Origin of the sequence: Acinetobacter sedimenti (genome assembly GCF_022601685.1) — a bacterium.
Lineage (GTDB): Bacteria > Pseudomonadota > Gammaproteobacteria > Pseudomonadales > Moraxellaceae > Acinetobacter > Acinetobacter sedimenti.
Map to the genome: position 1 here is coordinate 73,533 of NZ_JAKUML010000006.1, position 25,697 is coordinate 99,229.

A 25,697-nucleotide genomic window follows, 5' to 3' on the forward strand; every position below is an offset into this window, starting at 1 on the left:
TCTTTATATTCCCAAGATGCCTCAATCGAATCACAATTATTGAGCTTCCTTACATGCTCACATCATCCATCATTGATTCAAATTTAAGGCATTTAAGTGTTAAAAATATATCACCAAAAGATGCAATCCGTAGATTGCACCCTATCACCCTTATACGTTGTCAGGAAGCTTAAAGTCAGTTACAGACTCACGTAATGCCTCTGCCATATGTGACAACTCCGTAACAGAACGTGCGGCATCCATTGTCGTCGTGGTTGTTTGATGCGTAATATCTTGTACGACATTCATCGTTTGCGAGATATTACCTGCAGAAGTTGACTGCTCACGTGCTGCTTCAGAGATACTTTGAATCAATGTCGCCAAGTCACCCGATACAGTTTGAATCTCATCCAGTGCTACACCCGCATCTTTCGCAAGCGTCGTACCACGTACAACCTCTGTCGTAGTCAATTCCATTGATGAAACTGCTTCGTTGGTATCTGCCTGAATGGTTTTTACTAGTGATTCAATCTGCTTGGTCGCTGCCGCAGAACGTTCCGCAAGACGTTGTACCTCATCCGCAACCACGGCGAAGCCTCGACCTGCTTCACCTGCCATCGATGCTTGAATCGCAGCGTTCAATGCCAGAATGTTGGTTTGGTCAGCAATGTCATTAATCAGCGATACGATGTTACCAATCTCTTGTGAAGACTCACCCAAACGCTTAATACGTTTAGATGTTTCTTGAATCTGCTCACGAATAGTATCCATCCCTTGAATGGTACGGTTTACGACCGTTGCACCATTGGTTGCAATGTTTACCGAACGCTTCGCAACTTCTGCTGACTCGGCAGCATTCGCAGATACTTGGTCAATTGAAGCCGCCATTTCATTAATCGCATTCGATGCACCTGCAATCTCTTGTGCATTATGCTCTGATGCTTCAGACAACTGCATCGTCACCTGTTGTGTTTCTTGGGTATATTTTGCTACTTCCTCAGAAGTACTGTTAATACGAGAAACGAGGTCACGTAACTGGTCGATCGCAAAGTTAATCGAGTCAGCAATCGCACCTGTAAAGTCTTCCGATACCGTTGCATAAGAACGCAAGTCACCATCTGCCAAATCAGCAATTTCATCTAGAAGACGTAAAATTGCGTGCTGGTTACGATCGTACTCTTCTTGTAGGTTTTCTACACGCGCATGGTCGGCACGGTTACGAAGTTGTAGTAACTTATAAACTGCAAAAGCCAAAGCTAAAACTGATAACAAAAGAAATAGTGGTAAAAAATTATGCCAAATAGGTTTTACACCATCTGATAATTCTTCCAACTGGGTTGTTACATTGTCAGTTTGAGTAAAAATCGTACTTGTCGCTTGACGTACTGCAAGTAATTTCGCAGAGTCACTCAATACTTTTGCAGCAGTCGCTTTCAATACTTCATCATATTCAGTCTTAATACCTTCCAAGATGTCACGCATATCTGGCTCAGCAATGCGTACCACACCGTATTCTGCACTACCGTTTAACTGCCCATTAATATACTCACCAAAAGTTAGAGTATCCGCATTAAAGTTATCCGCATATTCAACCGAGTTAGTATCCCCAGTTAATACCGCATTGATCGAACGTAGAATACGTTCAGAGAGATATACCTGGTTTTTTGCCAAAGCAACCTGTGATGCAGAGTAACCACCACGTGTCATTTCATCAACAAGTAAGTTATATTCCGACTGAATCCCTGGTATCGCTTCTGTAATTTGTAATCCCAATCCCTGCAACTGGCTAATCGTTTGTTGTTGACCGACAATGAGTTCAATATTGTTATCAACTTGCGACCACTCGTTGACTAGTTTTTCCACGGTGCCATTATCAGCATGCTTATCAACAACAACATCTAGCTCTTCTTCGAATCGAGTACGACTTTGTTGTAGTTCACTCATGATCTTTTCATCACCACGTACTGAAGCTTCAGCAGATTGACGTGAAATTTGTTGAGATAAGAGTTGTAACTCACCAATACTCCGCGTTAATTGCGTTTCAATACGGGTTGTCCACATCACCCAAACAAAAAATACAATTGTAAATAATAAAGCAATCAAAAGAACTGTCAGATAACGAACAGACTGTTGTCGATCTTCACCAAAGAACCCTGCCACACGGTCAAGTTCAGTCTTAAATCGCAAAGAAGTTGCGTCACTTCCTTGTGATGGTTTGCTTTTCTTTCCTCGCCATAAGCCCATACAAGCTCTCCCCTATTTTATCCGATAGTCCATCAATAGCTTTTGTTTATAAAGATGGATTCATGAAATGCTGACTATCAAAAAGCTCTCGCAACATAAACACGTGCCATGGTTTATTTTTATCCATAAAATAACCCTGACACAACTGATCCAGTTGCCCCTTGAGATCCTTTGATTTCTTAAAATAACTCTGCTTATTAAAGTGTTGAATACCGAAAACTTGATCCACCACCACACCACAGTAATGCTCAGGGTGAGTAAGGCACATCACTTTACCAGCACGCCCAATATCTGATTGTTTTCCCGAAACAAATGCAGGCAGATCAGTAATGGACAACAAACGCCCTCGAATATTAGCAATACCACAAGACCATGCTTGCGTATGTGGCACATGCGTCCATTCTGGTGTATAAATCACTTCAGCAACATCACCTAAAGGTGCGACAAAATACTTTCCTAGCATTTCAAACGCCACACCCGACCAGCGTTGATCTAGGTCAATTTGACTAACTTGTCTTCTTTTACCCCGATCCGCCAACCTTAGCAGTTCGATAAATCCTTTGGTTGCCATAGTTTTTCACTTTACGTATTTAAATGTTGATGAATCACGTCGATCAATTGCTTTTCTTCAACAGGTTTAACTAAGTAATCTTTTGCACCTTGTCGTTTGCCCCATAGACGATCAGTTGCCTGATCTTTGGTACTAACAATCACCACAGGAATATGCTTTGTTTCAGGTGCTCGTGTAATTTGACGTGTTGCTTGAAAACCATTCACACCTGGCATAACCACATCCATCAAGATCAGATCTGGCAACTGTGCTTTGGCTGTAGTAACTCCATCTGCACCATTGCTTGCTTCAAGGGTTTCAAAACCATTTTTTTCCAAAATTTCCTTAAAGCGGAATGTTTCGGTTGGTGAATCATCAATAATTAAGATGCGTGCCATTACTCAAATCCTATACGATTAAATCATGAAAAATTAGACTGAAACATGATTATTAATTGCTTCAAACAATTCTTCTTTACTAAATGGTTTGGTCAGATATTGCTCCGAACCAACGATTTTACCTTTCGCCTGATCAAACAAACCATCTTTACTTGACAGCATAATTACTGGCACATTTTGAAAGTTTTGATTGTTTTTAATCAAAGCACAAGTTTGGTAGCCATCAAGACGAGGCATCATGATATCGACAAAAATAATATCTGGATTGGTATCTACGATCTTAGAAAGTGCATCGAATCCATCAACAGCACTCACCACCTGACATCCTTCACGTTGCAATAATGTTTCCGCTGTACGACGAATCGTCTTGGAATCATCAATAATCATCACTTTTAAATTTTGAAGTTTTTCTTCCATTTGACTCAATACCCCAAGTGAATCTATTCCTAATTGTATTTTGCAAATCAAAATACTCTGTTATTAGTATCTTTGTATCATAGTTAATACAAATTTCCAATGTTTGACCTCCCTCATCACACTTTTATTTTCAACTGGTAAGTCAAAGTGGATTCTGTACTTTGAAAAACTCTCCACTTTTAAGATGAAACGCTACAAGCTCCCCTCCCCACACGCAACCACCATCAACTGCGACAATATTTTGACGAATTGGTTTCGCCTGTAATGCCGCCCAATGACCAAAGATAATTTGATGCGTTTGCTCTACTTGACCATTAAAGTTGAACCACGGTTGATAACCTTCTGGCATTTGATCGTCTAGACTGGCTTTAAACTCAAACTCAAGGGCAGATTGCCCATCACTTAATCGCATGCGTGTCAGATAATTGGTAATGACTCGAAGTCGAATAGTGCCAGACAAATCATCATTCCACGCATTCGGCTGACTGCCATACATTTCTTTAAGGAAATCATCTAGTCGCTCAATGTCTGCCTGTAAGACCTGCTCGACTTCACTTGCGTAATTTGCGACTTGCTGAATCGACCAAATATGTGGAATGCCTGCATGCACAATCACAGAAAGTTTTGCTTCAGTCTGTTGTGGAGCATGATCAATGATTTCAATAAATAATGGCTGATGACGTAGCCAATCAATTAAGTCACTACCATCCATCGCATCAAATATATCTTGAGTGCGATCTTTTACTTTGATTTTTTTAATGCCTCGTGCCGTGGCAATCAAGGTCAAATCATGATTACCCAAAATCGTTGCAGCAGCGTTTTGATCATAAAGTTTTTTTACAAAGCGTAAGCAAGAGAGTGAGTCCTCACCACGAGCAACCAAATCACCTGTAAAAATAATAAAGTCTTGGCTTGGGTCAAATTGGATTTCTTTAAGCAATGCTTTGAGTGCAGCAAAACAGCCTTGCAAATCACCAATCGCATACACATGGCGATAATCTGTTATATCAATTTTCATTTTACAACTAACCAATTTTTAACAATTCAGGGCAACAACTACTTTCTAAAATACCCTAGCTATTGACATATTTTAGAATAAGGCTATACACGCATCCGACAGTGCAACAAACTGCGCCAAGCTCAATGTTTCAGGACGTGCCATCGGATCTACACCTGCTTTGACAAAACCGTCATCATCCAGCTTTCCTTTTAAGCTATTCCGTAAGGTTTTTCGACGCTGAGTAAAGACATGCGCCACCAATGCAGACAGATTGGCTTCATTCTGTGCTTGAATCGGTTTCTCTGCATAGGGTTCAAGGCGAAATACAGCACTGGTGACTTTTGGCGGTGGATTAAATGCACCTGCGGGCACTTCGAACAAATAGGTCGCCTTACAATAATACTGCAACATGACAGAAAGACGACCATAGGTCTTACTATTCGGTGCAGCAGTGATGCGCTCGACCACTTCTTTTTGTAGCATAAAGTGCATGTCTTGAATGATGTCACCTTGTTCAACGAGATGAAATAACAATGGCGTAGAGATGTTATAAGGCAAGTTTCCCACCACTCGAAGCGGTTTATCTAATGCCAATTGCGCAAAATCAAACTTCAGCGCATCCGCTTCAATGATATTCAACCGATCTGGATAAGGCACACGACTTGGCAAGCCTGCTGCCAAATCCCGATCCAGCTCCACCACAGTTAGGCGATCCACTTCACCAATCAGTGGCGAGGTCAGTGCAGCGAGTCCAGGGCCAATTTCCACCACATTATCATCATGGCGTGGATTGACCGCACGCACGATTTTTTCAATGACCCGTTGATCATGTAAAAAATTTTGCCCAAAGCGTTTGCGTGCTTGATGCCCTTCTTGCTTGGGATTGAGGGCATTGATTTGATACATGTCTTGTCCAACTTCGAATTAAATAAGAAATAAAGTGCTTAGCGCTGCTCATCAGATTGAGAAGCCTTGACTAGCAGTGATCATCCGTTTGATCGCCACTTGCCATTTGCAATGCCAAATCCGTCGCAACCATCAGACTGGAGCTACTGGCACGACCTGTGCCTGCCAAATCGAGTGCTGTACCATGATCAACCGAGGTGCGAATAAACGGCAAGCCTAAAGTGATATTGACCGCTTCACCAAAACCTTGTGATTTTAGCACGGGAAGCCCTTGATCGTGATACATCGCCAACACCGCATCAGCATTTTTTAAGTGTTCAGGATTAAATAAAGTATCGGCAGGCATGGCTAAGCTGATGTTTACGCCATTTTGCTGATAGTGTTTGAGTACAGGATTGATGATGCGAATTTCCTCATCGCCAAGATAACCACCTTCTCCTGCATGCGGATTCAATCCACACACCAGTATTATTGGATTAGCAATATGAAACTTGCGCTGTAAATCGGCAATTAGAATATCAATCACTTGCTGTAGACGTTCTGTGGTGATGGCATCAGCCACTTGGCGTAGTGGCAAATGTGTCGTGACCAATGCTACTCGAAGCAACTTGGTTGCAAGCATCATCACCACACGATCGACACCCGCTTTCTCTTGGAAAAATTCGGTATGACCACTAAATGGAATGCCAGATTCATTAATCACCGACTTTTGCACTGGTGCAGTCACCACACCTGCACTTTGACCCTGCAATGCCATTTGTGCGGCAAAATCAAGCTGACGAATCACATAATCGGCATTTTTCGGATTGAGTTGCCCTGCGATGACAGGTACATTCACAGGAATATGATGTACGAATAATTGCCCATCCTCTGCAACACAATCTTGCCCCTGATACTCAATCAGTTCAACCGCAACACCCAATTTCTGAGCTCGCTGTTTTAGGAGATCTTTGTCCGCAAGCACTACGATCGGTCGGACACCTTTGCGCCTTGCTAGGTCCAAACAAATATCTGGACCAATCCCCGCAGGCTCACCACTGGTGACGAAAAGCGGACGAGATACATTGACGATTGAGCTATTCATTGCCGATAGATTCACGATAGAATTGTACCATTGTCGCAAGATTTTCAGCAAAGCAAAAGAATTTCTCCTATGTTTGAACAATTCAAAGAAATTCCTAATCAACACATTGATGATTTGGGCGAAATCCAACTCAGTGTGAAACGCCTTGATTTAGTGCACCCGACCATTTCAGGCAATAAATTCTTTAAGCTCAAATACAACCTACTTGAAGCACGCAAACTTGGCTATACGCAATTATTGAGTTTTGGCGGTGCGTATTCCAATCATATATACGCACTTGCACAAGCAGCGCACGCTTTTGGGTTTGACAGCATTGGCATCATTCGAGGCGAAGAATTACAAAATCAAGTGCTAAATCCAATGTTAGCAACGGCGTCCAAGCTCGGCATGCAGTTACAATTTATCAGTCGCCAAGACTATCGCCGTAAGCATACGCCTGAATTTTTAGCCAAATTACAACAACACTATCCTAATGCCTATATCATCCCCGAAGGCGGTAGCAATGATTTAGCAATCAACGGTACAACAGAAATTTTGACGGACTTTGATCGAGAGAACTTTGATGTGATCTGCTGTGCAGTGGGAACAGGTGGCACCATTGCAGGGCTAATTCACGCATCGACACCACAGCAAAAAGTCATTGGATTTTCTGCATTAAAAGGTGATTTTTTAAATGATGAAGTACGTAAATGGACAACTAAAGATAATTGGCAAATTTATCCTGACGATACATTCGGTGGTTATGCCAAATATGATGAGCGGTTGCTGAACTTTGTTAAAGATGTCAGTGAAAAATATCAACTTCCATTAGAGCCGATCTATACAGGAAAAGCTTTTTATCAATTGTGGCAGTTGATACAGCAAAATCTTTTCACTGCATCAACACGAATTTTATTTATTCACACAGGTGGCTTACACAGCAACATCCCACCGCATTGATTGGCAAGTATTAAACCCAACCATCACCGATAGGCTTATTGTCTAATAATAAAATCATACCTTTGATCACACGGTAGATATACCAAACCCCGACAGCCATCAGCACCAAATATCCAATTAACACGATGAGTAATAGAAAACCTATCACGCCACCAATTAACGAATACCAAAAGGTTTTAATCTGCCAATCGAAGTGACTTTCTAGCCAAGTGCCTCGTGCTTCATCACGCTTTAGATAGTTCATGATGACCGCAACAATACTGGTAAAGCCGATCAATAAACTTGCGATATACAGTCCGTAAGTAATCGTGGTGTATTGCTTGAGATCAGTCTGATTAAAATTCGATTGTTTGAAATCATGGTTTGTTTGCTCAGTCATTTTTATTCCTTTTGGTAAAAATTCTCTCTTTGGAATGATTTAGAAATTAAAGGAGAATTATAGGTTAGTGTATTAATACTTTTTGAACTAAATACTATATGCACTTTTTAGCACAAAAAATAGTATAGAAACAAACCGTAATATTTATTTCTTCTCAATCTCCATACTCGTATTTTTATAATTCATATTCCCTAGATACAGCTTATACTACGCCATTCTCAACCGACCGTAATTGATTGTGCGTTATGAACCCAAATCCTCAAAATTTTACCCATACTCATAATCAGTTTTATGATGTCATCGTGATTGGCGCGGGTGCAGCAGGATTGATGTGTGCAGCGCAAGCAGGCAAACGTGGTCGCAAAGTTTTAGTCTTAGAAAAAGCCAATAAAGTCGGTAAAAAAATCCTCATGTCTGGCGGTGGAAAGTGCAACTTTACAAACTACAGCATCGAACCTGACAACTACATCTGCCACAATCCGCATTTCGTCAAATCTGCACTATCGCAATATACCCAGTGGGATTTTATTGGTTTAGTGCATGATTATGGTATTGCCTTTGAGGAACGTGATTTGGGCAAATTATTTACATTAGATGGTGCAAAACACATCCTAAATCTGCTTCTTGAAGAATGCGCCAAAACTAATCATGTCGATATTCGCACTTTAGCCGAAGTCACTGATGTCCAAAAAACGACAAAAACTGATGATGTAAATCTTCAGCGTTTTTTAGTCAAAAGTAGTGTTGGTGATTTTTCATGTCATTCACTTGTCATTGCAAGTGGTGGCTTATCCATTCCAACTTTGGGCGGTTCAGGCATCGGTTATCACATCGCCAAACAATTTGGTCATCAGATTTATCCAACACGTGCAGGACTTGTGCCCTTCACCTTTAGCGATCAATTTAAAGAAAGCACAGAAAAACTCAGTGGCAATGCGATTGTGTGCACTTTATCAAACAGCAAAGCAAGCTTTACCGAGCCACTTCTTTTTACCCATCGCGGGCTGAGTGGTCCAAGCAGTTTACAACTGTCGAATTATTGGCAAAGCGGTGAAACGTTCTATATCGACTTTTTACCACAACATGATTTAAAACAAATCTTGATTAACCAAAAGCAAAAACAAGCCAAAGTGCTCTTACGCACGATCTTGAATGACTACTTCCCAAAAAGCATCGTGATTGAATTGCAAAAGCTGATGTGGGCTGAACAGAGCGAACTCGCCATTGGACACTGGTCAGATCAAAAACTTATTCAGCTTGCCGAACTCATTCATCACTATGCAGTCAAACCATCTGGTACAGAGGGATACCGTACTGCTGAAGTCACCCTCGGCGGGGTAAATACTGATGAGGTTTCTTCAAAAACCATGCAAAGTAAATTGGTCGAAGGCTTATATTTTATAGGTGAAGTGGTCGATGTGACTGGACATTTAGGCGGTTATAATTTTCAGTGGGCGTGGTCTTCTGCTTATGTGGCGGGTGCTGTGGTGTAGCATCCATGCTGTATTTTGATGTTGTGCTATTTAAATCAAAAAGAGCTTGAATTAAAAATAGCTTCCAAAAACCAACAACTTCAAAATGTCCTTTGGGAGAGTTTTCAATTTCAAAATTCAAGTAATCTAAGGTCAATAACGATTAGCTATGACGTACTAGATTTGGCTTTCGCTTTGAAATTGCAATGTCTTGGCTTTCGTCTGATTCTTTCTTGTCACGAACAAGATTGATCGCCGTACCAACGACATAGATTGCAGTACCCATCATAAATGCTGGGATAAACTTCAAGTTTGTTGGTTGCTTCATATTTTTCAACATGTCATCAACCTCCTTTTGTTGAACAGATTTTATACTAATCATTTTATGCAAATCTTTTTCTTATTTTGTCTAACAATTTACCTTTTGTGTGATGAAGATAACAAAAAAGCCACCTAAGTGGCTTCTTTTAATACAATCTAAACAAAAGTTTAAATTGTGAAGAAATTATGACATGAATAGTTGATCATTTATCCGTATCAGGATGTAAATCTATATCCGCAACGTTCGATGGCAAATCTACTTTTGCTTCCGAATCTGTAGATTGAGCAAGCGGATTTGGTTTGTTTGCTTCTGATTCAGCTGTATCCAGTAGCTTAGTCAATAGGCGCTCAGCAGGCGCTCGACCACCAAGACCAAATGCCAATGCAAAGGCAACTGCAACACCACCAAGTGTTAGACCAAACGCGAGATTCACGATCGAGTCTGCAATACCCATCGCACGAAGTCCCATTGCAATCACAAGACCCATGACCAAGATGCGCACCAAGTTACCCAACCAACGAGAGCTATTATACTCGCCACGTTGGATGACATTCGCCACAGTATTTGCAAGCCAAAAACCAATCACTAGAATCACCGCACCAAGCAAGATGCTCGCACCGAACTGGATAAACATACTGATCAGTTCACTCACCTGAGTAAACTCAAGTCGATTCGCCGCTTCAGATGTTGCAAACAGCATGGTGAAAAATACAATCAAGAATCCAACGAAACTCGATACTTTTTGCTCACCTAAGAAACGCTGTACATCAAGCTTTGCAGGAATATTATCCACGCCAGTTCCAGCAAGTATCTCCGCAACCAATTGACCGACAAAACGTGATACCACGTAAGCAATAATCAAAATAATCGCCGCACCGAGAATATTCGGAATCGCCGCCATGATTTGATTGAGCATCGCAGTCGCAGGTTGAGAGATCGCCTCTACACCAAGTGCATCAAATGCAATGATCAAAGCTGTAATCATCACAATAGTGAATACAAACGAACCTAAAAGCTTAGGTAGATTCGACGATTTAAAGACACCAAGTTTTTCCGCTTGCGCTTGAAGTCCAATACTGCTGAGTAAACCTTCCACAATCCCACGAATGATTTTTGCCAAGATATAGCCTGCAAAAACAATAATCCCTGCGATAAACAGATTTGGAATAAATGAAATTGCCTCAGTCACCATCACCTGCACTGGCGCAAGCAAACCTGTCAGACCTAATATCGAAAGCACCATCGGTAAAAACAGAAGCAGGATTAACCAATAAGCAATATCCGCAATATTCTTACTGACTGGTGCAACACCAACATCATTGCTCAGTTTGTCATCCAAATTGGTACTTGCTAAGACACGTGTCAATCCTGCACGTACCAATGTCGCCAACAACCAACCAATCAAAGCAACAGCTGCCGCTGCAATCAATGTCGGAATAAAGGCAAGCACTTGACCAATCATATTGGAGAAAGGTGCACTCACAGACTGAAGATTCAGCACATTGAGTCCAGCAACGATCGCAATGATCATAATGAACCAAAATATAATTCGAGCAAAAAGTTTCTCGATATCAGTTGACTGTTGTGTAGAGCGGCTAAGCTTGTCGTTCAGACCCGCAGAACCCAATAATTTTTTTACACCGCCTGAGACCAGCAATGCAACAATCCAACCCACGATCAGAATAGCAATCGCTCCAAGGATTGGATGGAATTGATCCCATAAATAATGAAAGTTTAGACGGTCACCACCGCCCGCGCCGAAGTAGTCATTCATAAAATGGCTCCCGAATTAAGTTATTGTGATAAAAATCACGCTTTTGCGTAATTTTAACTCGTGTAGACAAGCAACATGAAATCGCAAATAAAGTGCAATGAATATTACAGCTTATTCACTATCCCCACTGTTACTGTCAACAATGACAGGCTCAGGGGCTTGTTTTTGCACTGTTGTTTGATCTTTTGCTTCCTCAGCAGGTGGCTCATCTTGATCACTAATGAACCCTATAGACATGCCGACAATGACCAAAATCAAAAAACCAACGATAGCGATGGTAATAAATTTTGTGCGTTTTTTCTTTTCAGATGTGCTCATATTGTCAGGATTAGAGCTAGGATGTTGCGATGGCATAAATATATTCCTTAACGTTGTTGTATATTATTTACCCTAACATATTAATTTTAAGTTAAATGTATAATTTTAATAACAATGTGACTGCATTTTATGATCAATTTATGCCTCAAATTTACATAATCTCCACACATTTTTATTTTAAGCACGCCATTTATTATTCTTTTGGTTGATCATTTATCAATATACTTGCGTGGATATATGAGCAGTTTATAATGTTGCTTCTTATTTTTACGACGCTTTTGACTTATGTCCTTTCGCTTAACGCCGATCAGCCTCTCACTTGCAACTGATGTCAGTCATCGTTGCTGGCTTCACCGTAGTCGTGATGAGCATTTGATTGGCATTATTGAGCTAACCAAACCTGACAGCGAACTGTCGTGGAATGACATTGAATATTGCCGTCGCCGTGTCGAAGAATTCTCTGTAATGCCTTTCCCTGATTGTATTAATGCTTTGGTGATTGATTTGCAGTCATTTATTCCTGAGGTTGATCAGGAGTTTATGCTCTTGGCTTGGCGCCTACAAGAAGAAGATTGCCCAATCCGTTTGGTTGTGACAGCTGAACAATTTGAACATTATGCCAGTATTTTTGACCCAATCTTGCTCTCAACAGATGTCCATGATGCAGTGCGTGAAATCCGTCAATCTTTAGATATGTTTGTGCATTGAGCTCAAAATTACATCATATGGTTTGAATCTACCAATAATTTTCCACCGCAATATTTCCCACACCACGACGATTCATCACCAAACCGATCGACTTCAAAGCCTCTTTGGTATCTTCAACCATCTGCGGATTACCACAAAGCATGACGTGGCTACGATCGGCATGAAATTTTAAATTCGCAACTTGTTCAAGCTCACCTGACAAAATCAATTTGGGTAAACGCTGATTCAACTTTGCAAGCGGATCACGTGTCACAATTGGCAAGAAGGTAAAACTCGCACCTTCTTCGGCAAACATGCTTTGAATCTCGCTAATCTGATCAACATAAGCAAGTTCTTCAGGTGTTCTGACACTATATGCTAATACGATGTGTTGATAATTCTTCCATGTATCAAAATCTTGGAGCATAGAAATAAATGGCGCAAGCCCTGTCCCTGTGGCGAGTAACCACAAGTCTTGTGGCAACGGCTCTTGATAACGTGCCAAGGTCAAAAATCCATACGGAGTTTTTTCCAAATAAATTTGGTCGCCTTCTTTTAAATGTTGCAGTCGAGAGGTAAATGCGCCATCTCGGACAACGATCGAAAAGAACTCTAATGTTTCCTCAAAAGGCGAAGACACCACTGAGTATGCCCGCACCACCATTTCACCATCGACATCAATGCCTATCCGAGCAAACTGCCCTGCTGTGAAGCGGAAATGCGCAGGTCGTGTCATGGTAAAACTAAATAGATTACTTGCCCATCTTTTGACGGAAAGTACGGTTTCTAAAGTGAATTTATCTTCGGACATGCAAGGTTCAAGACATACTATTTATCGAGCGATCATGTTAGCATGACTGATTGAAGTTCTCACCTGTTTGACCATATAGTTTGTTTTTACGATTTATGCGAACTATTTTCCTGAAAGGATCTGATTATGCGCATGACACTTCGTCAGCTTGCAGTCTTTGTAGCTGTAGCACAAGAAGGTACGGTCACCAAAGCCAGTGAAGCAGTACGTTTGACACAAAGTGCGGCGAGTATGGCATTATCAGATTTGGAAGATGGACTCGGCTCACCACTGTTTGATCGTCAGGGAAAACGCCTACAACTTAACGATCTTGGGCGTTACCTCTTACCACAAGCTTTAGAAATTTTGGGTCGCTGTGAAGCCTTTGAACAAGCGGCAAAAGGTGAGCTACAAGGTATTGATTTACGTCTTGGTGCGACCTTAACCATTAGTGATTATCTCGTGCCTGATTTGATGGCAAACTTTTTATTACAACAGCCAAATGCACATCTACAACTGCAAGTCGGCAATACCCGTCAGATCATCGAAGCCGTGAGCCAATTTCAACTTGATTTAGCACTCATCGAAGGTTCATGTCATTTGCCACAACTGCAATGTATTCACTGGCAAGATGACGAACTTGCGGTGTGCTGTGCGCCTAGCCACCCACTTGCACAACTCGATCGAGCTTTGACCATCAAAGATTTCGATGCGGTGGAGTGGATTCTACGTGAAGAAGGCTCTGGTACTCGTGAAGTATTTGATCATGCGATTTTGCAAGATTTACCTAACGCCAATATTCGCCTGACACTTGGACATAACGAAGCGATTTTAAAAATCGTCGCAGGTGGTATGGGTGTGGGATGTGTATCCAAATTGGCGATTCAACCTTTCCAAGATAAAGGTCAATTGGTGATTTTAGACACGCCATTTTGGGAATTGACTCGTCCGCTATTTATGCTCGTACACCGCCAGAAATATCAAGGACCGGGCTTAAAAGCTTTAATGCAGTTTTGTGAAAACCAAGCAAAAAAAAAGGCTTAATGTCTCTTTGACAAATTTTAGAAACCGCTTAAATTACCAGCGACTATCACGTTCACAGGCATCACCGTCACCATCGCCATCCATTTTTGTGCCGGGACAATTTGCAACAAACCAATTCGCTTCTGCTTTTGAAGTCATCTCTGAACAATGCACACGACCATCGCATTTAAAGCCGTGCGGATTGCTATCCGCCTGAATATTGGCAATCGCTAATGTTTCTTCATTCACCGATTGGTTTGCTAGGTCATGACGATGTAATGATTTTTGCACAAAGTTATAAGCAAATAGTCCACCACTTATCACGACTATTATTGAAAGCAACCAAGTAAAAAGTGAGGTAGTTGGTTCTCCTCGAGGTGCTCTTTGTCGAGGTCTAGAATTGATTCTTTCAGGCTGGTGCATGTCTGACGCTTGCTGTACATCAGGATAATCCAACCGAGTGATATTCACTGCTTTGTTTTTATTGGACTTTTTATCCTGAGTAATAGCAAAGGTCAGTCGCTCACCGACTTGCGGTAGAACGCCTTTTGGAAAATCTTTGATGTGAAAAAAGATGTCTTGACCTTGATCATTTTGAATAAAACCAAAGCCACGCGCTTGATGATAATTTTTAATTTTCCCTGATTGAATCATGTCGTTCTCAAAAGCGCTTCACCATGCATCAAAAACATGGTGAAGCGGAAATAGTTCTAAGTTGATATAAGATTCTAACTTTTAATCAGTTTATAAAATCACCGAATCGTTATCCTTTCTGCACCGAACCAAAGATCTTATCCCCTGCATCACCAAGACCTGGAATGATATAGCCTTGTTCATTCAGCCCATCATCAATCGAGGCTGTGTAAATTCGAACATCAGGATGCGCATCTTGTACACGTTTGATGCCTTCTGGCGCTGCCACCAAGACCATCACTCGAATATCTTTACTACCACTTTGCTTGAGTACATCAATCGCCGCAACCAATGAACTTCCTGTTGCTAACATCGGGTCAATAATCATGGCAATACGATTGCATACATCAGGTACAAGTTTTTTATAATACGTTCGTGCTTCTAATGTTTCCTCATCACGCTCAAGACCAAGCACACTCACTTTGGCACTTGGGATCAAGTTTAATACACCCTCAAGCATACCAATACCCGCACGTAAAATCGGGACAATAGTAATTTTCTTACCGACCATACGTTGCGTCGTGACTTTTCCTGCCCAGCCATCAATCTCAAAGTCCTCCACAGGTAAGTCTTTAGTCGCCTCATAGGTCAGCAGCATGGTAACTTCCTGCGCAAGCTCACGAAAGTTTTTGGTGCTAATGTCAGAACGACGCAACAAACCCAATTTGTGACGAATAAGTGGGTGACGGATTTCTTGAATGTGCACGAATGCCTACCTTAAATGGACTACGATCAAACAGTGCTTATGATAGCAATTTTCTGATCTCTTGTGTGCCACAGATTACCTCATAACACCGTTCCGAAATAGCATTTCTCAGGTGCCATGCCAAAATGATTGTTGATTAAATGATAAATATGCTTAGAAATATACAGATTATACTTTTGTCCTAAAGCAGAACATAAACCTGTTTGGAATTCAACGCTGAAACTAGGAAATATTGCAGCACCAATTCTTGATCGATCATTTTCACATGGTCAACATTGACATTTTTACTTGATTACGACCATCTTGCTTTGCACAGTATAATTGTCGATCAACTTTTTGTTGAAAAACTTCTACAGAATCTTCAGATATATATGGAAAAATTACACCCATACCAAAACTGGCGGTTAAAAATGATTTCCCACCATTTTGCATAATAGGTGTCTTTTCAATTTGTATGCGAATACGCTCAGCGACTTCAAATGTTTTTCGCTCAGTGCTTCCTAAGATAATAATAACGAACTCTTCCCCGCCTATCCTAGCAACTAAATCTGTATCACGAACCCATGATTTCAGTGTATTAGCAATGACCTGTAGAGCAATATCTCCAGCATGATGACCATAACAGTCATTGTATTGTTTAAAAAAATCAATATCGAGCATAATCATTGAAATCGCTGAGCAATTCCTTTTCGCCAACTCCCACTCTCTGACTAAAAAAGCATCATAAAATCGGCGATTCGCCACACCTGTTAAACAATCTTGATAAGACAAAACTTCAAGTTCTTGCTTTAATAATATTAACTCTTCTTCAGCACTTTTTTGGGCATGAATATCAAACATTAGCCCAACTAAAGATATAGGTTCATTTTTTTCATTACAAATCACATGCACTACATCTCGTATCCATATATAGTCGCCACCTCTAACCAAGATTCGATAGTCAGCTTCATGAGCTACCCCTTTCATGGACTGCTCTAAACAATTTTCAACCACCCTATCTCTTTCATCAGGATGAATACATTCCGCCCAATCGCTAATGCCCGCCCAGTCTTCCACATTCCAACCAAACATTTCTTTAATCTGAGGTCCAACATAACTAAAAGTCATGGTTTGCCAGTCAACTTGCCAAGGCAAAGCCTTAGTTGATTCTACTAAAGTTTTATAAAAAGTTTCACTGTTATCTTGTTCAGTTGGCTTTATATTCATGAAGACTCTCCCAAGATCAGCACAACTGCTTCATCCGATCGACTATTAGTCCTTACTCTCCTCTAAAATTTCATTCTTCTAAATTTCAGATAGAGTCACTTAAGACAAAAAAGTCTGCCCTTAAGCAAACTTTTTTGACAAAGAAGCAGTAACATTAAGCAGCTGTATATTCGTATTTCACACTATACGATAATGAAAGGCCATTTGCGTTCACTGTTGCATCAATATTGCCCACTGTACCATCAAATGAACAAGAATTGATTTTCACAGAACCATCTGGTAATTGGGCATTCATTTCATCTGATCCACAAAATTCAGACTTATTCGCAGGTTTTGGAATATTATTGATGGTAACTGATGTGCTACTACCCATCACGGATGTCGTTACTTTAAGGTTGTAATCACCACTTGGAAGGTTTGGATTATTTCCTGTATCGATAATAATATTAATACCATCTGTACTGATGTCATAATTCCAGTTGTAACTTGTACCATTCACACTATAGTTCACATTACAAGTATATGTTGAACCAACGCCACTACAAGCCGAATTCAATCCAGTAATGACCACGCTATCCAAAATTGCATCGAAACCAGTTGAGTTCGCATCAAACTCATATTCAAATAAGTCTGGATAACCCGTTGTACTATTAAAGCCATTTGCTTCAAAGACTGTTTTAAGATTGGCAATCGCTTCTTTTGATGCTTCCTCAAGGATCTCATTAAATTCATCAATCGTTGTTTCTGCGGCAATCTGTTTCCAATTCGCATAAACATCTGCCAACGAGTCAAAATCACGATCTTCTGCTGCTTTATTGGCAGCCAGTATAGACTGAGTTGTAAGCTGAGTTACATTGACATAGCCTGCACCTGCCGCATACGAATACAGTACTGTTTCACCTTTTGATGCTTTGATCATATATGGTGCGCCTGTATCAATTTGGATGGTGAATTTACCATTTTGATCAGTCGTTGTTGTTGCAGTCTGACCATTTTTATTCACGACTTCAATACTCGCATCAGCTAATGCTGCTCCTGTTGCAGCAGTACCTGAAAGTGTCTCTTTTTGCTTTTGCTCTTCACCAGATGGATTAGACGAATCATTATCATCGCCACCACACCCTGTAATTAGTAACATAGAACTCAGTACAGCTGACAACACAAATCCTTTATTTTTAAATAACTTAGCCATTTTACTTCCCCTTCAAAATTGTCATTTAATAAAGCAATTTCTTGCTTCAAAATTTATTATTATGCAGGAGTGGAAATCGTCATATCCCCTGTTTAGAGGATATTGAAATATATATTTTATTTTATTAAATAATACTTCACCTATTTAATAACTTTTAAGTTATATACCTTATTTCAATCCCATAAAAAAACCACAAATCGAAATTTGTGGTTTTTTTTACATCATTTATCAGTTTATTCAACAACTGCGATTTTTGCCATTTCTGCAAATTTTAATACAGGCTCAGGATAAATACCAAATAATAATACCAGTAATGCAGCACCAAGTACCATGATACCCCCTGCTGTTTGTCCCCAATGCCCTTGTGCATCAATACGTGGTTTAGACGGTGCCGTCATATACATCACCACCATGACACGCAGATAGTAGTACAAACCAATACCACTACCAATGATGATCATCGCTGCTAAGAACCAGTTGGTTGCCGCCACAGCCGCCAAGATCACAACGAATTTTGCGATAAAGCCTGCGGTAAGTGGAATACCTGCCAAAGACAACATCATCACCGTCAACGTCGCCGTCAATACTGGACGACGCCAAAACAGACCACGATAGTCCGCCAAGCTTTCCGCTTCATCCAAATTATTGTATGGGCTCGACATCAGCGATACTGCACCAAATGCACCAATCGTCGTCAACACATACACCGCAATATAGACGGTAATCGTGCTGACACTTGATACATCAGTACTCACCAATGCAATCAAGATATAACCAAAATGAGCAATTGATGAATACGCCAAGATACGTTTGATATTGACTTGCGTCACTGCAAGCAAGTTACCTGCAAGGATTGAAAGTACAGCAATCACTGTCAACACAGTCATCATACCATCAAGTACCAAAGTCCCTGAGGTCAAGAAATAGCGAAGCACTAAACCAAGCATTGCGACTTTTGCCACAGTGGCAAGGAAAGTTGCCATTGGCGTTGGCGCACCTTGATAGACATCAGAAGTCCATTTATGAAATGGCGCAAGTGATAGCTTAAATGCAGAACCAAAGACAATCAGTCCAAGACCAACTACCACCAGTGGCTCATTGATGACTTGCACGACTTTCATTGCCGATGCAGTGAATGACATCTCACCTGTATACGCATAGAGATAAGCAAAGCCCATCAACATCATCGCAGAAGCCGTTGCAGACAAGACCAGATATTTCACACCTGATTCTAAAGACTGTGAACGCTGATAAGTATAAGCCAACATGCCATAGACAGGGATCGACATCATTTCTAAGCTGATGAAGAACGATGCATAATGGGTACTCGTTACCATCAACATCGCACCAGCGACCGAACTGAGCAAAAGAATATAAAGCTCTTCTTTGCTGTCTTTAAAGCTGTCGATATACGCATGTGACAAGGTACAACATGCCAATGCAGCGATCAAAATCATGATCATGTAGATCAGTGCAAATGGATCAACTGTAAATAAGCCCATCACATTGCTTGGCTGAACACCCTGCCAAAATTGCCAAATAATATAAGCAACCGCAAGGTTTAGACCGATCACACTCACTGTGGCAACCAAAGTATGATTGCGTTTCAACGCCACCAAAAGCATGGCAATAATCGCTGTTACAGCAACGATCAATACAGGTGCGAGTGGCATGAGCTCCGAAATTTGTAATGTGAAGTTCATGTTATTGCACCTCCATCGGCTGAATCTGTGTCATCGGTTCAACCACCGAATTTACTTGAGGTAGATAACTATTGACGATCCATTCAAGGCTAGAGTTCGACACATCCAAGATCGTTTGCGGATACATCCCAAGCCACACTAGACCGACCACACAAACCATCAAAATACTGATTTCACGTGCAGATAAATCTTTTAGTGGATTTTCATAATGTGAGACTTGTTCAGGATTTGGCTCACCGAATAGAGAACGATGAATTAAGATCAAACCGTACAAACCTGCTAAGACCAAACTTGAAGCAGCAAGGATCGTAAACACAGGGTAACGATCAAATGAGCCCATCAAGATCAAAAACTCACCGATAAAGTTACCGAGTCCTGGTACACCCACCAATGCCGCAACGAAGAACATCAAGAAAAATGGTAAATAGCGGAACTGACCACGCATACCACCCATCAAACGCATATCACGAGTGTGCATACGCTCGTACACCTGACCACACATGATGAACAATGCTGCAGATGACAAGCCATGTGCCAACATCATGATCATCACACCTTGGAAGCTCACGATATTTCCTGCGTAGATTGCAAGGAGAATAAAGCCCATATGTGAAATAGATGTGTATGCCAAAAGACGCTTCATATCAGTTTGTTGATACGCCAATACTGCGCCGTAGAACACACCGAATAAACCTAAAATAATGGCGATATTGGCAAATTCTGCTGAAGCTTCAGGGAAGAATGGAATCACAAAACGGAGCAAACCATAAGCTGCTGTTTTGATTAAAATCCCTGCTAAGTCTACAGAACCTGCTGTTGGTGCTTGCGCATGTGCATCAGGCAACCAACCATGAAATGGGAATACAGGTAGCTTTACTGCAAAACCAATGAAGAAACACAGCATCAAGGCATAATCCAAACCATGTGGAATCTGCGTACCGAGCAACTCCATATAGTTAAAGGTAATGCGCGCTGTTTCAGGGCTGACTTGCAATTGTTGGGTATAGTTAACCAATACCAAAGCCAAGATACCCACCAACATGATCAGACCTGACACTTGCGTGTAGATAAAGAACTTGGTGGCAGCATAAACACGTGAACGACCGTTCGAGCCTTTGTGTCCCCAAAGTGCGATCAAGAAGTAGATCGGCACCAACATCATCTCCCAGAAGAAGAAAAACAGGAACATATCAATAGCTAGGAATACACCGATGACACCGCCTAAACTCCATAATAAGTTTAGGAAGAAGAAACCTTCGTTCTTTTGAATCTCAGACCACGAACAGCCTACTGCGAGAATTCCCAGTAATGCCGTCAATGCCACCATCAGCATCGACAATCCATCAGCTGCCAAGTGAATGCTAATTCCAAAAGTTGGAATCCATTGCACCATAAACTCAGCAGCCCAATCAGGTGTTGCACCTTGTGGCTCAAACTGAAAATTACCTTGTTGCCATAACATCAGCGATAGGACTAAAGTAATCGTCATACCGATCAATGCGATCCAACGTGTGACATTGGCACCCGCTTTAGCAATGATCCAACAAATAAAACCCGCAATAAAAGGAACTAATATCAGCGCAGGAAGAATCCAATTGTTTTCCATCTTATAACCCCACCTGCTTGACGATTAGGATGATCACTAACACAACAACACCTAAAGCAATACTTGACGCATATTCACGTAAAGACCCTGTTTGTCGCCAACTGGTAAATTTATGACCACCTTTGACCACCGCAGGAATCATCAACCACAATCCATCGACAGGATCACGACCAAGAATACGTGCAAGCAATAAATATGGTTTCACAAACACTAAGTCATACAAGGCATCAAATCCAAAGGCACTACGCCAAATGTGCGCAACACCTGCACCAAACGAAGTATTTGCCAGTTTTTTGACTGAACCATAAGCGAAAGCAAACAGGATAATACCAAGTACTAAACCGGTCAGTGCAATTCCGACTGCATACAATTCTATCGTGTGCTTATAATGCTCAAGATCAGCCGTCATGGTAAATGCAGGAATATTTGCTTCAGTCAAAATATTTAACACTGGCGTTTGTAATAGCGCACCCACCGCAGTTGAAAGTACTGCTAAGATTGCCAGTGGTAGCCAATAGCTCACGCCTTTAATCTCGTGATAATGGGTTTTCTCTTCACCGAAGAACACCACCCAAATCAAACGGAAGGTATAAATCGAGGTCAAGAATGCACCTGCAACACCAACCCAGAATAATGTGCCGTAAGTTTCGATACCCGTAGTATGACCATGCGCCCAAACTTGCCAAAGAATCGCATCTTTAGAGAAGAAGCCGACCGTAATAAATGGTAATGCAGCCAATGCACCACCACCGATGGCAAAGCAAGCAAATAAGAATTTATTACGCTTAAACAAGCCACCCATTTTGAAAATGTTTTGCTCATGATGATAGGCTAGAATCACCGCACCAGAAGACAAGAACAATAATGCTTTAAAGAATGCGTGGGTAAGCATATGGAACAGACCTGCTTGATAAGCTTCTGCGCCCACTGCCATAAACATATAACCGAGCTGACTCATAGTTGAGTAGGCAAGAATACGTTTGATATCGGTTTGTACCAATGCCGCAAAACCTGCAACTAATAAAGTCACCGCACCGACAATCGAGATAAATTGTAAAATCTCAGGTGCCATTTGGAACACAGTATAAGTACGGCAAGTCAAATACACCCCTGCTGTTACCATCGTTGCCGCATGGATCAATGCAGATACTGGTGTAGGACCTGCCATCGCATCAGCAAGCCATGTTTGTAGTGGAATCTGTGCCGATTTACCTGCTGCACCTAAGAACAACATCAACGCTGTCCAAAATGCAATATTGCTATCGGTCAACATGGTTTTAGCATTTTCAACGATATACACCGTATCTAATGTGCCAAACTGTTGATAAAGCAAGAACAACGCAATCAATAAAAACACATCACCAACACGTGTTACGGTAAATGCTTTGATCGCCGCCCAGCCATTGGCAGGATTTGAATAATAAAAACCAATCAACAGGTATGAACACAGACCGACACCTTCCCAACCCAAGAATAGCAACGCTAAGTTATCACCGAGTACCAACACCAACATGCTCGCTACGAACAAGTTGAAGTAAGAGAAGAAGCGTGCATAGCCATCTTCACCACGCATATACCATGAGGCAAAGATGTGAATCAGGAAACCGACACCCGTAATCATGCCAATCATCAACAGTGATAAGCCGTCCAAGTGCAAGCCAAAGGTCGCTGAAAAATCACCGACATTAAACCATGTCCATAAGTATTGATTGTAGGCGGTACCGTCTGCTTGAACGAATTCGATTCCTGCAAACAATGCCACCAACGCTGATAAACCAACTGAACCAACACCGATCAGTGCTGCCACATTTTCAGAAAGCTTATCTCGACCTGCCGCCAATAAGATAAAACCAATCAGCGGAAATAGAATTGTTAAATATAAATAACTCATCCGCGCATCTCACTAGCTGCATCCACATCCAAGTGATGGAAGCGGTGATAAAACTGAAGAACGATCGCAAGTCCGATACATGCCTCGGCTGCTGCCAAAGTCAGAATCAAAATAAACATGATCTGACCATCAGGCTGTGCCCAAACACTTCCTGCCAAGACAAATGCCAAAGCTGCGGCATTCATCATCACTTCAAGACTCATCAGAATGAATAATAAATTGCGACGAACCATGACCCCACAAAAGCCCAATGCAAACAAAATGGTCGCAAGGATTAGTCCGTGTTCGATAGGAATATGACCCATTAACCTTGCTCCTTCTGATCTTCATCAACTGGTACACGCTTCCCAAGATGATACGCTGCAACTAATGCTGCAAGTAACAACATCGCTGCGACTTCTACCAAGAGTAAATATTGGGTAAATAAAGCCGTACCAACCGCTTTAGGACCAATCACTTCTTGACCCATTAACGGGAGATTTTCAGTATTACCGTTACAAATCATCCAAATAAGTACAATACCCATGATAAAGCTCATCGCCGCAGGCCAAGCCCACGTTTCTGAAGTCAACCATGATTTTTCTTGAAAAACTGTATGCGCACCGAGATTAAGCATCATCACCACGAACACGAACAACACCATGATTGCCCCTGCATAGACGATGATTTCCAATGCACCAGCAAATGGCGCACCGACGATAAAGAAAATCCCTGCCACCGCAAGTAAAGACACAATCAAGCTCAGTAAAGCATGGACAGGATTCGAGTTGGTAATTACTCGAATGGTCGAAATAATGGCTACCAACGCCATCAAATAAAATGGCCACATCATGGTAATAAACTCCGTACATCGATTGGCGCACTCTCACGTTGCGCTTGTCCTTTTTCTTTACCTGTCACTGCCATACCTGTTACACGGTAGAAGTTATAATCAGGATATTTACCTGGCCCAGAGATCAGTAGATTTTCTTTTTCGTAAACCAAATCTTGACGTACATATTCACCAAGCTCAAAGTCTGGTGTTAACTGAATCGCAGTGGTCGGACAGGCTTCTTCACACATCCCACAGAAAATACAACGTGAAAAGTTGATGCGGAAAAATTCAGGATACCAACGTCCATCTTCTTTCTCTGCTTTTTGTAGTGAAATACAACCGACTGGGCAAGCCACCGCACATAAGTTACATGCCACACAACGCTCTTCACCGTCAGGATCACGAGTCAGCACAATACGACCACGATAGCGTGGCGGTACAATGTCCTCGCCTTTGACTTCTGGATAAAGAATCGTGTCACGTGGACGTGTGGCATGGCTAAACACCATAAACAATGAACGAATAATCGTTCCTGCACCGACGACGACTTTCCCTAAGGAAGCTAACATATTAATCATTTTTCCCTGCCTCCTTAGTTACCATAAAATCACAGCACCAGTGACTAATAAGTTCACTAGCGCAAGCGGTAAACAGACTTTCCAACCAAAATTCATCACTTGATCATAACGTGGACGAATCAACGAACCGCGCGCCAAGATAAACATCATCATAAAGAATAAGGTTTTGATAATGAACCAGAATACAGGTGGCACAAATGGAATCTCAAGATTAAACGGCGCAAGCCATCCACCAAAAAATAGCGTCACGATCAATGCTGAAATAAGAATAATGTTGACGTATTCAGCAACGAAGAACATCCCCCATTTCATCCCACCATATTCGACGTGATAACCTTCTGCTAATTCTTGTTCAGCTTCAGGTTGGTCAAATGGATGACGATGCGTTACCGCCACACCCGCAACCACGAAGATCAAAAAACCTAAGAATTGAGGAATGATGAACCAGACATCACGCTGTGCTTCGACGATTTCACGCAAGTTAAATGAACCCGCAATCGCCACCACACCCATCAATGAAATACCCAAAAACACTTCATAAGAAATGGTTTGTGCCGCAGAACGTAGACCACCGAGCAATGCATATTTGTTATTCGAAGACCAACCACCGAACAATACCGCATAGACTGCAATCCCAGCCATCGCCATAAAGAACAATAGCCCGATATTCATATCCGCCACACCGAGCGATGGGCTCACAGGAATCACCATAAAGGATAAAACAGCAGTCGCCATCGCCACAGCAGGCGCAAGACGAAAGGTCAATTTATCAACGAACTTTGGTGTCCAGTCTTCTTTGAACATGATTTTGAGCATGTCGGCAACGATTTGGAACATGCCAAAAGGACCAACACGGTTTGGACCGTAACGGTCTTGCCATAAACCGAGCAGACGACGCTCGATAAATGACATCAACGCTGCCATGAGTACCACCACAAGCATGATGACAATCGCTTGAATCACCAAGAAAGCTGTTTCATAGCCGACTGCCCAACTTGGTAGAACGCGTAAAGATTCATTCATGAT

The 25,697-nt window shown here is 41.5% G+C and carries 26 protein-coding genes and 1 pseudogene; 4 read left to right on the forward strand and 23 right to left on the reverse strand.

Annotated elements, in window-relative coordinates; translation table 11 throughout:
- Positions 1-150: 150 nt before the first annotated feature.
- From MKI79_RS05080 to pdxA, 7 genes are all read right to left on the reverse strand, one after another.
- Positions 151-2,223 carry a methyl-accepting chemotaxis protein gene (locus MKI79_RS05080; RefSeq protein WP_241570966.1) on the reverse strand — a complete coding sequence of 691 codons (2,073 nt, stop codon included), beginning with the start codon at positions 2,221-2,223 and terminating at the stop codon, positions 151-153.
- Positions 2,224-2,269: 46 nt separating this feature from the next.
- Positions 2,270-2,794, reverse strand: coding sequence for a chemotaxis protein CheW (locus MKI79_RS05085; protein ID WP_241570967.1), 525 nt, complete (start codon positions 2,792-2,794; stop codon positions 2,270-2,272).
- An 11-nt stretch (positions 2,795-2,805) separates the two neighbouring features.
- The gene (locus tag MKI79_RS05090; protein ID WP_241570968.1) at positions 2,806-3,171 is read right to left on the reverse strand and encodes a response regulator; all 366 of its coding nucleotides are present in this window, start codon (positions 3,169-3,171) and stop codon (positions 2,806-2,808) included.
- A gap of 33 nt (positions 3,172-3,204) precedes the next feature.
- Positions 3,205-3,588, reverse strand: a complete 384-nt coding sequence (gene pilG / locus MKI79_RS05095; protein WP_241570969.1) for a twitching motility response regulator PilG — start codon at positions 3,586-3,588, stop codon at positions 3,205-3,207.
- Between the two features lie 142 nt (positions 3,589-3,730).
- A complete protein-coding gene (locus tag MKI79_RS05100; RefSeq protein ID WP_241570970.1) occupies positions 3,731-4,606 on the reverse strand; it encodes a symmetrical bis(5'-nucleosyl)-tetraphosphatase in 876 nt (291 codons plus the stop codon).
- A gap of 72 nt (positions 4,607-4,678) precedes the next feature.
- Positions 4,679-5,494, reverse strand: coding sequence for a 16S rRNA (adenine(1518)-N(6)/adenine(1519)-N(6))-dimethyltransferase RsmA (gene rsmA, locus MKI79_RS05105; RefSeq protein WP_241570971.1), 816 nt, complete (start codon positions 5,492-5,494; stop codon positions 4,679-4,681).
- A 70-nt stretch (positions 5,495-5,564) separates the two neighbouring features.
- Positions 5,565-6,578 (reverse strand): 4-hydroxythreonine-4-phosphate dehydrogenase PdxA, encoded by a 1,014-nt coding sequence (gene pdxA, locus MKI79_RS05110; protein ID WP_241571035.1) that lies wholly within the window; start codon positions 6,576-6,578, stop codon positions 5,565-5,567.
- Positions 6,579-6,647: 69 nt separating this feature from the next.
- On the opposite strand from pdxA, the gene MKI79_RS05115 reads away from it, so the two are divergent.
- On the forward strand, positions 6,648-7,517 hold the full coding sequence (locus MKI79_RS05115; protein WP_241570972.1) for a 1-aminocyclopropane-1-carboxylate deaminase/D-cysteine desulfhydrase: 870 nt from the start codon (positions 6,648-6,650) through the stop codon (positions 7,515-7,517).
- A gap of 10 nt (positions 7,518-7,527) precedes the next feature.
- Here the strand turns inward: MKI79_RS05115 and MKI79_RS05120 are convergent, their stop codons facing one another.
- Positions 7,528-7,896: a DUF4870 family protein gene (locus MKI79_RS05120; protein ID WP_241570973.1), complete on the reverse strand. Its 369-nt coding sequence runs from the start codon at positions 7,894-7,896 to the stop codon at positions 7,528-7,530.
- A gap of 245 nt (positions 7,897-8,141) precedes the next feature.
- Here MKI79_RS05120 and MKI79_RS05125 point away from each other — a divergent pair, with 245 nt between their 5' ends.
- Positions 8,142-9,389 (forward strand): BaiN/RdsA family NAD(P)/FAD-dependent oxidoreductase, encoded by a 1,248-nt coding sequence (locus tag MKI79_RS05125; RefSeq protein WP_241570974.1) that lies wholly within the window; start codon positions 8,142-8,144, stop codon positions 9,387-9,389.
- Positions 9,390-9,531: 142 nt separating this feature from the next.
- Here the strand turns inward: MKI79_RS05125 and MKI79_RS05130 are convergent, their stop codons facing one another.
- From MKI79_RS05130 to MKI79_RS05140, 3 genes and pseudogenes are all read right to left on the reverse strand, one after another.
- Positions 9,532-9,708, reverse strand: a complete 177-nt coding sequence (locus tag MKI79_RS05130) for a hypothetical protein (protein WP_241570975.1) — start codon at positions 9,706-9,708, stop codon at positions 9,532-9,534.
- Positions 9,709-9,934: 226 nt separating this feature from the next.
- Positions 9,935-11,464: pseudogene (locus MKI79_RS05135) on the reverse strand (mechanosensitive ion channel); the annotation flags it as partial.
- 111 nt (positions 11,465-11,575) lie between these two features.
- Positions 11,576-11,818, reverse strand: coding sequence for a flagellar basal body-associated FliL family protein (locus MKI79_RS05140; RefSeq protein ID WP_241570976.1), 243 nt, complete (start codon positions 11,816-11,818; stop codon positions 11,576-11,578).
- A 249-nt stretch (positions 11,819-12,067) separates the two neighbouring features.
- Here MKI79_RS05140 and MKI79_RS05145 point away from each other — a divergent pair, with 249 nt between their 5' ends.
- A complete protein-coding gene (locus MKI79_RS05145; protein WP_241570977.1) occupies positions 12,068-12,490 on the forward strand; it encodes a hypothetical protein in 423 nt (140 codons plus the stop codon).
- Positions 12,491-12,518: 28 nt separating this feature from the next.
- Here MKI79_RS05145 and MKI79_RS05150 read toward each other — a convergent pair whose 3' ends face one another.
- Positions 12,519-13,280, reverse strand: a complete 762-nt coding sequence (locus MKI79_RS05150; protein WP_241570978.1) for a ferredoxin--NADP reductase — start codon at positions 13,278-13,280, stop codon at positions 12,519-12,521.
- A gap of 126 nt (positions 13,281-13,406) precedes the next feature.
- Here MKI79_RS05150 and gigC point away from each other — a divergent pair, with 126 nt between their 5' ends.
- Complete coding sequence (gene gigC / locus MKI79_RS05155; protein ID WP_241570979.1) at positions 13,407-14,303, forward strand: LysR family transcriptional regulator GigC; 897 nt, start codon at positions 13,407-13,409, stop codon at positions 14,301-14,303.
- 33 nt (positions 14,304-14,336) lie between these two features.
- Here the strand turns inward: gigC and MKI79_RS05160 are convergent, their stop codons facing one another.
- From MKI79_RS05160 to nuoH, 11 genes are all read right to left on the reverse strand, one after another.
- Positions 14,337-14,936 carry a cold shock domain-containing protein gene (locus MKI79_RS05160; RefSeq protein ID WP_241570980.1) on the reverse strand — a complete coding sequence of 200 codons (600 nt, stop codon included), beginning with the start codon at positions 14,934-14,936 and terminating at the stop codon, positions 14,337-14,339.
- A gap of 109 nt (positions 14,937-15,045) precedes the next feature.
- Positions 15,046-15,681 carry a uracil phosphoribosyltransferase gene (gene upp, locus MKI79_RS05165; protein WP_241570981.1) on the reverse strand — a complete coding sequence of 212 codons (636 nt, stop codon included), beginning with the start codon at positions 15,679-15,681 and terminating at the stop codon, positions 15,046-15,048.
- Between the two features lie 261 nt (positions 15,682-15,942).
- Positions 15,943-16,887 carry a sensor domain-containing diguanylate cyclase gene (locus tag MKI79_RS05170; RefSeq protein WP_241570982.1) on the reverse strand — a complete coding sequence of 315 codons (945 nt, stop codon included), beginning with the start codon at positions 16,885-16,887 and terminating at the stop codon, positions 15,943-15,945.
- A 154-nt stretch (positions 16,888-17,041) separates the two neighbouring features.
- Complete coding sequence (locus MKI79_RS05175; RefSeq protein WP_241570983.1) at positions 17,042-18,079, reverse strand: carboxypeptidase regulatory-like domain-containing protein; 1,038 nt, start codon at positions 18,077-18,079, stop codon at positions 17,042-17,044.
- A 233-nt stretch (positions 18,080-18,312) separates the two neighbouring features.
- Positions 18,313-19,782, reverse strand: coding sequence for an NADH-quinone oxidoreductase subunit NuoN (gene nuoN, locus MKI79_RS05180; RefSeq protein WP_241570984.1), 1,470 nt, complete (start codon positions 19,780-19,782; stop codon positions 18,313-18,315).
- Position 19,783: 1 nt separating this feature from the next.
- Entirely contained in the window at positions 19,784-21,388 is a 1,605-nt protein-coding gene (gene nuoM / locus MKI79_RS05185) for an NADH-quinone oxidoreductase subunit M (RefSeq protein WP_241570985.1), read from the reverse strand.
- Between the two features lies 1 nt (position 21,389).
- Positions 21,390-23,279: an NADH-quinone oxidoreductase subunit L gene (nuoL, locus tag MKI79_RS05190; RefSeq protein WP_241570986.1), complete on the reverse strand. Its 1,890-nt coding sequence runs from the start codon at positions 23,277-23,279 to the stop codon at positions 21,390-21,392.
- Positions 23,276-23,584, reverse strand: a complete 309-nt coding sequence (nuoK, locus tag MKI79_RS05195; protein WP_092620345.1) for an NADH-quinone oxidoreductase subunit NuoK — start codon at positions 23,582-23,584, stop codon at positions 23,276-23,278. The genes nuoL and nuoK overlap by 4 nt, the downstream gene beginning before the upstream one ends.
- Positions 23,584-24,108: an NADH-quinone oxidoreductase subunit J gene (gene nuoJ / locus MKI79_RS05200; RefSeq protein WP_241571036.1), complete on the reverse strand. Its 525-nt coding sequence runs from the start codon at positions 24,106-24,108 to the stop codon at positions 23,584-23,586. The genes nuoK and nuoJ overlap by 1 nt, the downstream gene beginning before the upstream one ends.
- On the reverse strand, positions 24,108-24,662 hold the full coding sequence (nuoI, locus tag MKI79_RS05205) for an NADH-quinone oxidoreductase subunit NuoI (RefSeq protein WP_241570987.1): 555 nt from the start codon (positions 24,660-24,662) through the stop codon (positions 24,108-24,110). Before nuoI ends, nuoJ begins: the two co-directional genes overlap by 1 nt.
- Before the next feature lie 27 nt (positions 24,663-24,689).
- Complete coding sequence (gene nuoH, locus MKI79_RS05210; protein WP_241570988.1) at positions 24,690-25,694, reverse strand: NADH-quinone oxidoreductase subunit NuoH; 1,005 nt, start codon at positions 25,692-25,694, stop codon at positions 24,690-24,692.
- Positions 25,695-25,697 lie beyond the last annotated feature (3 nt).

What these genes read in the sequence shown, in the direction of transcription:
- MKI79_RS05080 (WP_241570966.1), bottom strand. Translation starts at nt 2,223, where the DNA reads ATGGGCTTATGGCGAGGAAAGAAAAGCAAACCATCACAAGGAAGTGAC.
- MKI79_RS05085 (WP_241570967.1), bottom strand. Translation starts at nt 2,794, where the DNA reads ATGGCAACCAAAGGATTTATCGAACTGCTAAGGTTGGCGGATCGGGGT.
- MKI79_RS05090 (WP_241570968.1), bottom strand. Translation starts at nt 3,171, where the DNA reads ATGGCACGCATCTTAATTATTGATGATTCACCAACCGAAACATTCCGC.
- pilG (WP_241570969.1), bottom strand. Translation starts at nt 3,588, where the DNA reads ATGGAAGAAAAACTTCAAAATTTAAAAGTGATGATTATTGATGATTCC.
- MKI79_RS05100 (WP_241570970.1), bottom strand. Translation starts at nt 4,606, where the DNA reads ATGAAAATTGATATAACAGATTATCGCCATGTGTATGCGATTGGTGAT.
- rsmA (WP_241570971.1), bottom strand. Translation starts at nt 5,494, where the DNA reads ATGTATCAAATCAATGCCCTCAATCCCAAGCAAGAAGGGCATCAAGCA.
- pdxA (WP_241571035.1), bottom strand. Translation starts at nt 6,578, where the DNA reads ATGAATAGCTCAATCGTCAATGTATCTCGTCCGCTTTTCGTCACCAGT.
- MKI79_RS05115 (WP_241570972.1), top strand. Translation starts at nt 6,648, where the DNA reads ATGTTTGAACAATTCAAAGAAATTCCTAATCAACACATTGATGATTTG.
- MKI79_RS05120 (WP_241570973.1), bottom strand. Translation starts at nt 7,896, where the DNA reads ATGACTGAGCAAACAAACCATGATTTCAAACAATCGAATTTTAATCAG.
- MKI79_RS05125 (WP_241570974.1), top strand. Translation starts at nt 8,142, where the DNA reads ATGAACCCAAATCCTCAAAATTTTACCCATACTCATAATCAGTTTTAT.
- MKI79_RS05130 (WP_241570975.1), bottom strand. Translation starts at nt 9,708, where the DNA reads ATGTTGAAAAATATGAAGCAACCAACAAACTTGAAGTTTATCCCAGCA.
- MKI79_RS05140 (WP_241570976.1), bottom strand. Translation starts at nt 11,818, where the DNA reads ATGCCATCGCAACATCCTAGCTCTAATCCTGACAATATGAGCACATCT.
- MKI79_RS05145 (WP_241570977.1), top strand. Translation starts at nt 12,068, where the DNA reads ATGTCCTTTCGCTTAACGCCGATCAGCCTCTCACTTGCAACTGATGTC.
- MKI79_RS05150 (WP_241570978.1), bottom strand. Translation starts at nt 13,280, where the DNA reads ATGTCCGAAGATAAATTCACTTTAGAAACCGTACTTTCCGTCAAAAGA.
- gigC (WP_241570979.1), top strand. Translation starts at nt 13,407, where the DNA reads ATGCGCATGACACTTCGTCAGCTTGCAGTCTTTGTAGCTGTAGCACAA.
- MKI79_RS05160 (WP_241570980.1), bottom strand. Translation starts at nt 14,936, where the DNA reads ATGATTCAATCAGGGAAAATTAAAAATTATCATCAAGCGCGTGGCTTT.
- MKI79_RS05170 (WP_241570982.1), bottom strand. Translation starts at nt 16,887, where the DNA reads ATGAATATAAAGCCAACTGAACAAGATAACAGTGAAACTTTTTATAAA.
- MKI79_RS05175 (WP_241570983.1), bottom strand. Translation starts at nt 18,079, where the DNA reads ATGGCTAAGTTATTTAAAAATAAAGGATTTGTGTTGTCAGCTGTACTG.
- nuoN (WP_241570984.1), bottom strand. Translation starts at nt 19,782, where the DNA reads ATGAACTTCACATTACAAATTTCGGAGCTCATGCCACTCGCACCTGTA.
- nuoM (WP_241570985.1), bottom strand. Translation starts at nt 21,388, where the DNA reads ATGGAAAACAATTGGATTCTTCCTGCGCTGATATTAGTTCCTTTTATT.
- nuoL (WP_241570986.1), bottom strand. Translation starts at nt 23,279, where the DNA reads ATGAGTTATTTATATTTAACAATTCTATTTCCGCTGATTGGTTTTATC.
- nuoK (WP_092620345.1), bottom strand. Translation starts at nt 23,584, where the DNA reads ATGGGTCATATTCCTATCGAACACGGACTAATCCTTGCGACCATTTTG.
- nuoJ (WP_241571036.1), bottom strand. Translation starts at nt 24,108, where the DNA reads ATGTGGCCATTTTATTTGATGGCGTTGGTAGCCATTATTTCGACCATT.
- nuoI (WP_241570987.1), bottom strand. Translation starts at nt 24,662, where the DNA reads ATGTTAGCTTCCTTAGGGAAAGTCGTCGTCGGTGCAGGAACGATTATT.
- nuoH (WP_241570988.1), bottom strand. Translation starts at nt 25,694, where the DNA reads ATGAATGAATCTTTACGCGTTCTACCAAGTTGGGCAGTCGGCTATGAA.